The organism is Isoptericola sp. NPDC060257 (genome assembly GCF_042726645.1).
Lineage (GTDB): Bacteria > Actinomycetota > Actinomycetes > Actinomycetales > Cellulomonadaceae > Isoptericola > Isoptericola nanjingensis.
In genome coordinates this window covers 1-7,759 of the sequence record NZ_JBHXAW010000219.1, presented here as the reverse complement: position 1 = coordinate 7,759, position 7,759 = coordinate 1, and the positions used below count along the sequence as shown (strand labels likewise).

Below are 7,759 nucleotides of genomic sequence, written 5' to 3'. Positions count from 1 at the left end.
GCGGTCCCCCTGCGGGGCCGCGCCGTCGTCGTGCGTGCTGCTGCCGTCAGATGACGCCGAAGGCGATCATCGCGTCGGCGACCTTGGTGAAGCCGGCGACGTTGGCGCCGACGACGTAGTCACCGGGCGCCTCGTACTCCTCCGCCGTGGCGAGGCAGTTGTCGTGGATGCCGGTCATGATCTCGGCGAGGCGGGACTCGGTGTAGTCGAAGCTCCACGAGTCGCGCGAGGCGTTCTGCTGCATCTCCAGCGCCGACGTCGCGACGCCGCCCGCGTTCGCGGCCTTGCCCGGGCCGAACAGCACGCCGGCCTCGCGCAGGAGGGCGACGGCCTCCGGGGTGGTCGGCATGTTGGCGCCCTCCGCGACGGCGCGGACGCCGTTGGCGACGAGCTGCTTGGCGTCGGTCTCGGAGAGCTCGTTCTGGGTGGCGCAGGGCAGCGCGACGTCGGTGGGGACGTCCCAGATGCTGCCGTCGGACACCAGCCGGGCGCCGGGGCGCTGGTCGACGTAGTCGGACACGCGGCCGCGCCGGACCTCCTTGACCTCCTTGAGCAGGTCGAGGTCGATGCCGGCCTCGTCGACGACGTAGCCCGACGAGTCCGAGAACGTGATCACGCGGCCGCCGAGCTGCTGCGCCTTCTCCGCCGCGTAGATCGCGACGTTGCCCGAGCCGGACACCGAGACGCGACGGCCGTCGAGGCTCTCGCCCTTGGTGCCGAGCATGCTCTGCGCGAAGAGCACCGCGCCGTAGCCGGTGGCCTCCCGGCGCACCAGCGAGCCGCCCCAGGTGAGGCCCTTGCCGGTGAGGACGCCGGACTCGTAGCGGTTGGTGATCCGCTTGTACTGGCCGAACAGGTAGCCGACCTCGCGGGCGCCCACGCCGATGTCGCCGGCGGGCACGTCCGTGTACTCGCCGATGTGGCGGTACAGCTCCGTCATGAACGACTGGCAGAACCGCATGACCTCGCCGTCGGACCGGCCGCGGGGGTCGAAGTCGGAGCCGCCCTTGCCGCCGCCGATCGGCAGCCCGGTGAGGGCGTTCTTGAAGATCTGCTCGAAGCCGAGGAACTTCACGATCCCCAGGTACACCGAGGGGTGGAAGCGCAGGCCGCCCTTGTACGGGCCGAGGGCCGAGTTGTACTCGACGCGGAAGCCGCGGTTGATCCGCACGCGGCCCGTGTCGTCGACCCACGGCACGCGGAAGATGATCTGCCGCTCGGGCTCGCAGATGCGCTCGAGCACGGCGGCCTCGACGTACTGCGGGTTCTTGCGCAGCACCGGGCCCAGCGACTCGAAGACCTCGCGCACGGCCTGGTGGAACTCCACCTCGCCGGGATTGCGGCGCAGCACCTCGGCGAACACAGGCTGCAGACGGTCTTCCATCGGGGCTCCTCCCGGTAGGTGGGGAGCGCGCCCGCAAGGCCCGGAGGGCGGCACGGCACACGCACGTCCCTTGCAGGGTATGCGCTCGCGAGACGTGATCTCACACGCCGAGACGACGGCGGCGTCCGTCGGTCGCGCCCGTCGAGACCACGCGGGTCTCGACAGGCTCGACCGACGAGCCCAGCCGCGCGCGTCAGCCGAAGATGCGCGGCAGCGTGCCCTCGTGCGCCTCGCGGGCCTCGGCGAGCGGCACCGTGAAGGTCTCGCCGTCGAAGCCGCCGGCCACCGCCAGCTCCTCGCCGCCGGTGCGGCCGAGACGCAGCACCGGCACGCCGGCGGCCTCCGCCACCGCGACGAGCTCGGGCTCGTGCTCCGGGTCGACGGCCACCAGGGCGCGCGCGGTGGACTCGCTGAACAGGGCGGCGAACGGCGTCACGCCGTCGCGGCCGGTGACGCCGTCGAGCGCGACGTCGGCGCCGACGCCGTAGCGCAGCGACGCCTCGAGCAGCCCCTGGGCGAGGCCGCCCTCGGACAGGTCGTGCGCGGCGGCGACCAGGCCCTGCTCGCGCGCCTCGACCAGCGCAGAGGCGAGCGCGCGCTCGGCCGCCAGGTCCACGCGAGGCGGCAGGCCGCCCAGGTGCCCGTGCTCGACGTCGGCCCACGCGGAGCCGTCGAGCTCGTCGGCCGTGCGGCCCAGCAGCAGGATCGACAGACCCTCGGCGCGCCAGCCCGACGGCACCGCCGTGCGCACGTCGTCGATGACGCCGAGGACGCCGACGACGGGCGTCGGGTGGATCGACGAGTCGATCTGCCCCGGCTCGCCGGTGCCGTTGTAGAGCGAGACGTTGCCGCCCGTGACCGGGACGCCGAGCTCCTGGCACGCGTCCGCGAGGCCCTCGATCGCCTCGACGAGCTGCCACATCGAGTCCGGGTGCTCGGGCGAGCCGAAGTTGAGGCAGTCCGTCACGGCGAGCGGCTTCGCGCCGGCCGTCGCGACGTTCCGGTACGCCTCCGCGAGCGCGAGCTGGGCGCCCGTGCGCGGGTCGAGCTTGCCGTAGCGGCCGTTGGCGTCGGTGGCGAGGGCGACGCCGCGGCCGGTGGCCTCGTCGACGCGGACCACGCCGCCGTCGTCGGGCTGCGCGAGCGCGGTGTTGCCCTGGACGAAGCGGTCGTACTGGTTCGTCACCCAGGCCTTGGACGCGAGGTTCGGCGACGCCAGCAGGCGCAGCGCGGTGGCGCGGAGGTCGTCGGCCGACGCCGGGCGGGCCAGGCCCGCGGCGACCGTGGTGTCGGCCTGCAGGCCGTCCTGCCACGCCGGGCGGGCGTAGGGGCGCTCGTAGACGGGGCCCTCGTGCGCGACCGTCTTCGGGTCGACGTCCACGATCCGCTGGCCGTGGTGGTCGATGGTGAGGCGGCCGGAGTCGTTGACCTCGCCGATGACGGCGGTCTCGACGTCCCACTTGCCGGTGATCGCGAGGAACTGCTCGAGCTTCTCGGGCGTGACCACCGCCATCATGCGCTCCTGCGACTCCGACATGAGGATCTCGCCGGCGTTCAGGGTGGGGTCGCGCAGCAGCACGTCGTCGAGCCAGACGTGCATGCCGCCGTCGCCGTTGGACGCCAGCTCGCTCGTCGCGCAGGAGATGCCCGCGGCGCCGAGGTCCTGGATGCCCTCCACGACCTGCGCGGCGTAGAGCTCGAGGCAGCACTCGATGAGCACCTTCTCCATGAAGGGGTCGCCCACCTGGACGCTCGGCCGCTTGGCCGGAACGCCGTCCTCGAACGTCTCGGAGGCGAGGATCGAGGCCCCGCCGATGCCGTCGCCGCCCGTGCGGGCACCGAACAGGACCACCTTGTTGCCCACTCCAGAAGCGTTCGCCAGGTGGATGTCCTCGTGGCGGAGCACCCCGAGGCACAGCGCGTTGACGAGCGGGTTGCCCTGGTAGGAGCCGTCGAAGACGAGCTCGCCGCCGATGTTGGGCAGGCCGAGCGAGTTCCCGTAGCCGCCGACGCCGCTCACGACGCCGTGCACCACGCGCGCGGTGTCCGGGTGGTCGACGGCGCCGAACCGCAGCTGGTCCATCACGGCCACGGGGCGCGCGCCCATCGAGATGATGTCGCGGACGATGCCGCCGACCCCGGTCGCGGCGCCCTGGTAGGGCTCCACGAACGACGGGTGGTTGTGCGACTCGACCTTGAAGGTGACCGCCCAGCCGTCGCCGACGTCGACGACGCCCGCGTTCTCGCCGATGCCGACGAGCAGGTGCTCCTTCATCTCCTCGGTCACCCGGTCGCCGAACTTCTTCAGGTGCACCTTGGACGACTTGTACGAGCAGTGCTCGGACCACATCACCGAGTACATGGCCAGCTCGGCGGCCGTCGGGCGGCGCCCGAGCAGGTCGCGGATGCGCTGGTACTCGTCCGGCTTGAGGCCGAGCTCGGCGTACGGCTGGACCTCGTCCGGCGTGGACGCGGCGGTCTCGACGGTGTCCAGCTGGGGGCGGGGGGCGGACACGGCTTCGGCACGGTCGGCAGCGGCGGTCATCAACTTCCCTCGGGTCGCGCGAGTACTGCAGAGCTCAGGGCTCGGACCGGGTGATCACCGCACCGCGGGGTGCCGGCATCCGGCGTCGGTCCGTGCGGGGGCGCCTCGCGGCGCCCCGCCAGTCTACCGGCGCCGGACGGCACCCCGGACGGGGCGGCAGGATGGGTGCATGCCGATCCTGCCCACCGAGCGCGACCCCCGCCTGATCACCGTGCGCCGGGGCGGGACCCTCACCGACGACGACCACCGGATGCTGGCCGGGTGGGCGGTGGCCTGCGCCGACCACGTGCTGCCCCTCTTCGAGCGCGCGGCGCCGGACGACGACCGCCCCCGGCAGGCGCTCGAGGTCGCCCGCGGCTGGATCCGGGGCGAGGTGCCGATGCGCGAGGCGCACCGCACCGCCTTCGTCGCGAACGCCGCCGGCAAGGGCCGTCCCGACCCCGCCCGGTTCGCGGCGCTCGCGGCCGGGCAGGCCGTCGCCGTGGCCCACGTCGCCGCGCACGACCTGGGCGCCGCCGCCTACGCGATCCGGGCCGCGAGCGCCGCCGCCCCTGCCGGCGAGGCCGAGGCCGCCCGGCTCGCCGAGCGGGACTGGCAGCGGGAGCAGGTGCCCGCCGAGCTGCTCGACCTGGTCCTCGACGACCAGCGGGCGCGCTCCGCGATCTGCTGGGACGTCTTCGACGACCAGCCGGGTCGGGCGCGCACCGTCAGCCCTTGACCGACCCCGACGCGAGGCCTGCCACGTAGTACCGCTGCAGGGCCACGTACAGCACGACGCACGGGATCATCGCGACCACGGACCCGGCGGCCAGGAGCCCGAAGTTCACCTGCCCGTACGCCCCCTGCTGCAGGTTCACCAGCGACACGGGCAGCGTGTAGAGGGACGAGTCGGTGAGGAACGTGAGCGCCCCGAGGAACTCCGTCCACGAGGCGAGGAACGCGTAGAGGGCGGCCGTCGCGGCGCCGGGCAGCACGAGCGGCCGCAGCACGGACACGATCATGCGCACGGTCCCCGCGCCGTCCACGTGCGCGGAGTCCTCGATCTCGCCGGGCACCGACTCGAACGCGTTGCGCATGACGAACACGCAGAACGGGAGGTTCACGGTCGTGTAGAAGAGCACGAGGCCGAACAGGCTGTCCGTGAGCCGCATCGCGTTCATCTGCAGGTACAGCGGGGTGAGGATCGCCTGGAACGGCACCATGAGGGTCACCAGCACCAGCCCGAACAGCAGGCCCCGGCCGCGGAAGCCGAACTTGGCGAACCCGTACCCGGCGAGGGTCGCGAGGACCGCCGTGAGCACGGCCGTCGCCACGGACACGACGACCGAGTTCACGATGCCGCGCCAGATCTCCGGCTGGTCGAGGATCAGCCGGAAGTTGACCCACGACAGGTCGAGGAAGCGCCCGTCCGGCGCGGCCACGACCACGTCGCCGGGCTGCCCGGACCGCACCAGCGCCAGCGCCAGCGGCACGAGGAAGACGAGGGCGGCGAGGATGCCGCCCACGGCGTACAGCGTGCGGCGCACGCGCGTGTCGCGCTCGGGGCCCGACGTCGGCCCTGCCGCGCCTGGCGAGGACCCGCGGCCCGGGCTCGTGCCGCGAGAGCTCCCGCCCGGCGCGCCCAGCCCGGTCGTGCCCGGTGCGCTCGTCGTGACCGCCATGTCAGCTCCTCTCCCGCAGCAGCCAGAACTGCGCCGCGGTGACCAGTCCGGTGATGACGACCAGCACGAGCGACATCGCCGTCGCCGCGCCCAGCTGCAGCTGCACGAACGCCCGGCGGTAGATCGCCATCACCACGGTGGTGGTGTCGGAGCCGGGGCCGCCCTGGGTCAGGATGTAGAACTGCGTGAACGCGAGCAGCGACCCGATGACGGAGAGCACGACGGTCATCGCGATGGTGCGGCGCAGCAGGGGGATCGTGATCGACCGTTCGCGCATCCACCACGAGGCGCCGTCGAGCTCGGCCGACTCGTAGACCTCACGCGGGATGCCCTGCATCCCCGACATGAGCAGCACCATGGTGAGCCCGGACACCGCCCAGATCACCATGACGCACAGCAGCCCGGTGGCGAGCGGCCCGTCGACGAGCCACGCCGTCGAGCCGTCGGTGATCCCGAGGGCCTTGAGCACCACGTTCACCATGCCGCTGTTCGGCTGTGCCTCGAGCAGCATGAGGAAGCTGAGCGTCGTGAGGCCGATGACGTACGGGACGAAGAAGATCGTGCGCAGCACCGTGGCGCCGCGGCGGTTGGACCGCACGACCACCGCCAGCGTGTAGCCGAGCGCGAGGATCGGCAGCGTGACGATCGCGGTGTAGAGCAGGGTGTAGCCGACGGCCCGCCAGAACGTGGGGTCCGTGAGCACGGACGCGTAGTTCTCCAGGCCGATGAACCGCCACGTCCCGATGAGCGGGAGGTTGGTGAACGAGATCCCCACGGCGGAGACGAGCGGCACGAGCACGAACACGACGACGAACGCGACCGCCGGCGCGACGAGCAGCACCCCCGTGCGGGCGGGGTGCGTGAGGGTGCCGTGACGTCGTGCGGGCCGGGCGACGGCCGGGGCGCTCATGCCTGGGCCTGCCGCAGGATGCGGTCGTACGTGGTCTGGGCCTCGTCCATGGCGGCGTCGACCTCCCCGTCGAAGACGGCCCTGCGGAACATGCGCAGCCAGGGCCCGTCCTGCTGGTTGTAGATGAGGTTGTAGGCGAGCGTCGTGGGGGCGTACCCCGAGTCGAGCTGCTCGAGCGTGGGTGTGACGAGCGGGTGCTCGCGGGCGAACTCCGGCGTCACGACGTCGGAGCGGATCGGCGAGTAGAACCCGTCGGGCATGCGCGCCTGCTGCTCGAGGGCGACCGCGAAGCGGATGAGCTCGGCCGCCCCCTCCGGGTTCTCCCCGCCCGCGGGCATGCAGAGGTTGTCGCCGCCGTCGAAGAACGCGCGGCCGCCGTCCGGCCCGGGCAGCAGCACGACGCGGCTGCGCTCCAGGAGCTCGGGCGACGCGTTCGGCGCCACGACGCCGTACCCGCCGGGGAACATCCCGAGCCGTCCGGCGACGTAGTCGGCCGACCAGCGCGACGCGTCGTCGGCGAAGCAGCCGGGCGGCACCAGCTGCTCCTCCCAGAGCGTGCGCTCGAGGTCGAGCGTGCGGCGCAGCGCGTCGTTGCCGGCGACGTTCCCGCGCTGGTCGCCGACGTCGCCGGCGATGAGGTCGACGCCCGTGGCCCACACGTGCGGCTGCACGGTGAACCCCAGCGCGCCGGACGCGTTGCCGGGAAACGACCAGCCGTACGTGTCGTCCCCGAGCCCCGCGATCGCGCGGGCGGCCTCGAGGATCCCCTGGAACGACGCGGTGTGCTCGTCGACGTCCAGGCCGGCGCGGTCGAACAGCTCGGTGTTGCAGAACAGGACCGAGAAGTCGCCGAGGAAGGGCACCCCGTAGTGCTTGCCCTCCTTGGTGGCGAGGGCCAGGTGGCCGGGGCTGAGGGCGTCGCCGAGGGCGAGGTCCTCCACCAGCGGCGTGAGGTCGGTGAACACGTCGCGGAAGGCGAACATCGTCGAGTAGATGTCGTCGATGTCGATGACGTCGGGCACCCGGCCGCCGCGGATCGCCGTGGCGACCTTGGTGACGTACTGGCCGTTCTGGATCGGCGTGAGCCGCACCCGGACGCGGTCCTGCGCCGCGTGGAAGGCGTCGACCACGGCCTGGACGCCGTTGACCGTGTCCGAGCGGCACCACATCTCCACCGTGCCGCGCGCGCCGTCCCCGAATCCGGGGGCGCCGACGTCGACGGCGGTGGCCGGCGTCGCGCAGCCGGCCAGTCCCACGCC

At 72.9% G+C, this 7,759-nt stretch carries 6 protein-coding genes; 1 reads left to right on the top strand and 5 read right to left on the bottom strand.

Going from position 1 to position 7,759, the window contains the following annotated elements; genetic code table 11:
• Positions 1-46 precede the first annotated feature (46 nt).
• Positions 47-1,384: an NADP-specific glutamate dehydrogenase gene (gene gdhA / locus ACFWEK_RS16150; protein WP_430548431.1), complete on the bottom strand. Its 1,338-nt coding sequence runs from the start codon at positions 1,382-1,384 to the stop codon at positions 47-49.
• Positions 1,385-1,577: 193 nt separating this feature from the next.
• Positions 1,578-3,929 (bottom strand): phosphoribosylformylglycinamidine synthase subunit PurL, encoded by a 2,352-nt coding sequence (purL, locus tag ACFWEK_RS16145; protein ID WP_430554685.1) that lies wholly within the window; start codon positions 3,927-3,929, stop codon positions 1,578-1,580.
• A gap of 169 nt (positions 3,930-4,098) precedes the next feature.
• Between purL and ACFWEK_RS16140 the strand changes: the two genes are divergently transcribed.
• Positions 4,099-4,647, top strand: a complete 549-nt coding sequence (locus ACFWEK_RS16140; RefSeq protein ID WP_430548433.1) for a putative immunity protein — start codon at positions 4,099-4,101, stop codon at positions 4,645-4,647.
• On the opposite strand, the gene ACFWEK_RS16135 is transcribed toward ACFWEK_RS16140, so the two are convergent.
• The 3 genes from ACFWEK_RS16135 to ACFWEK_RS16125 form a co-directional block, all read right to left on the bottom strand.
• The gene (locus tag ACFWEK_RS16135; protein WP_430548434.1) at positions 4,637-5,590 is read right to left on the bottom strand and encodes a carbohydrate ABC transporter permease; all 954 of its coding nucleotides are present in this window, start codon (positions 5,588-5,590) and stop codon (positions 4,637-4,639) included. The two genes, ACFWEK_RS16140 and ACFWEK_RS16135, sit on opposite strands and share 11 nt — an antisense overlap.
• A 1-nt stretch (position 5,591) precedes the next feature.
• Positions 5,592-6,500: a carbohydrate ABC transporter permease gene (locus ACFWEK_RS16130; RefSeq protein WP_430548435.1), complete on the bottom strand. Its 909-nt coding sequence runs from the start codon at positions 6,498-6,500 to the stop codon at positions 5,592-5,594.
• A partial coding sequence (locus ACFWEK_RS16125; protein ID WP_430554684.1) for an ABC transporter substrate-binding protein occupies positions 6,497-7,759 on the bottom strand: 1,263 nt, incomplete at its 5' end. The genes ACFWEK_RS16130 and ACFWEK_RS16125, both read right to left, overlap by 4 nt.

Coding starts and splice junctions, on each gene's coding strand:
- ACFWEK_RS16130 (WP_430548435.1), bottom strand. CDS start 6,500: ATGAGCGCCCCGGCCGTCGCCCGGCCCGCACGACGTCACGGCACCCTC.
- purL (WP_430554685.1), bottom strand. CDS start 3,929: ATGACCGCCGCTGCCGACCGTGCCGAAGCCGTGTCCGCCCCCCGCCCC.
- ACFWEK_RS16140 (WP_430548433.1), top strand. CDS start 4,099: ATGCCGATCCTGCCCACCGAGCGCGACCCCCGCCTGATCACCGTGCGC.
- ACFWEK_RS16135 (WP_430548434.1), bottom strand. CDS start 5,590: ATGGCGGTCACGACGAGCGCACCGGGCACGACCGGGCTGGGCGCGCCG.
- gdhA (WP_430548431.1), bottom strand. CDS start 1,384: ATGGAAGACCGTCTGCAGCCTGTGTTCGCCGAGGTGCTGCGCCGCAAT.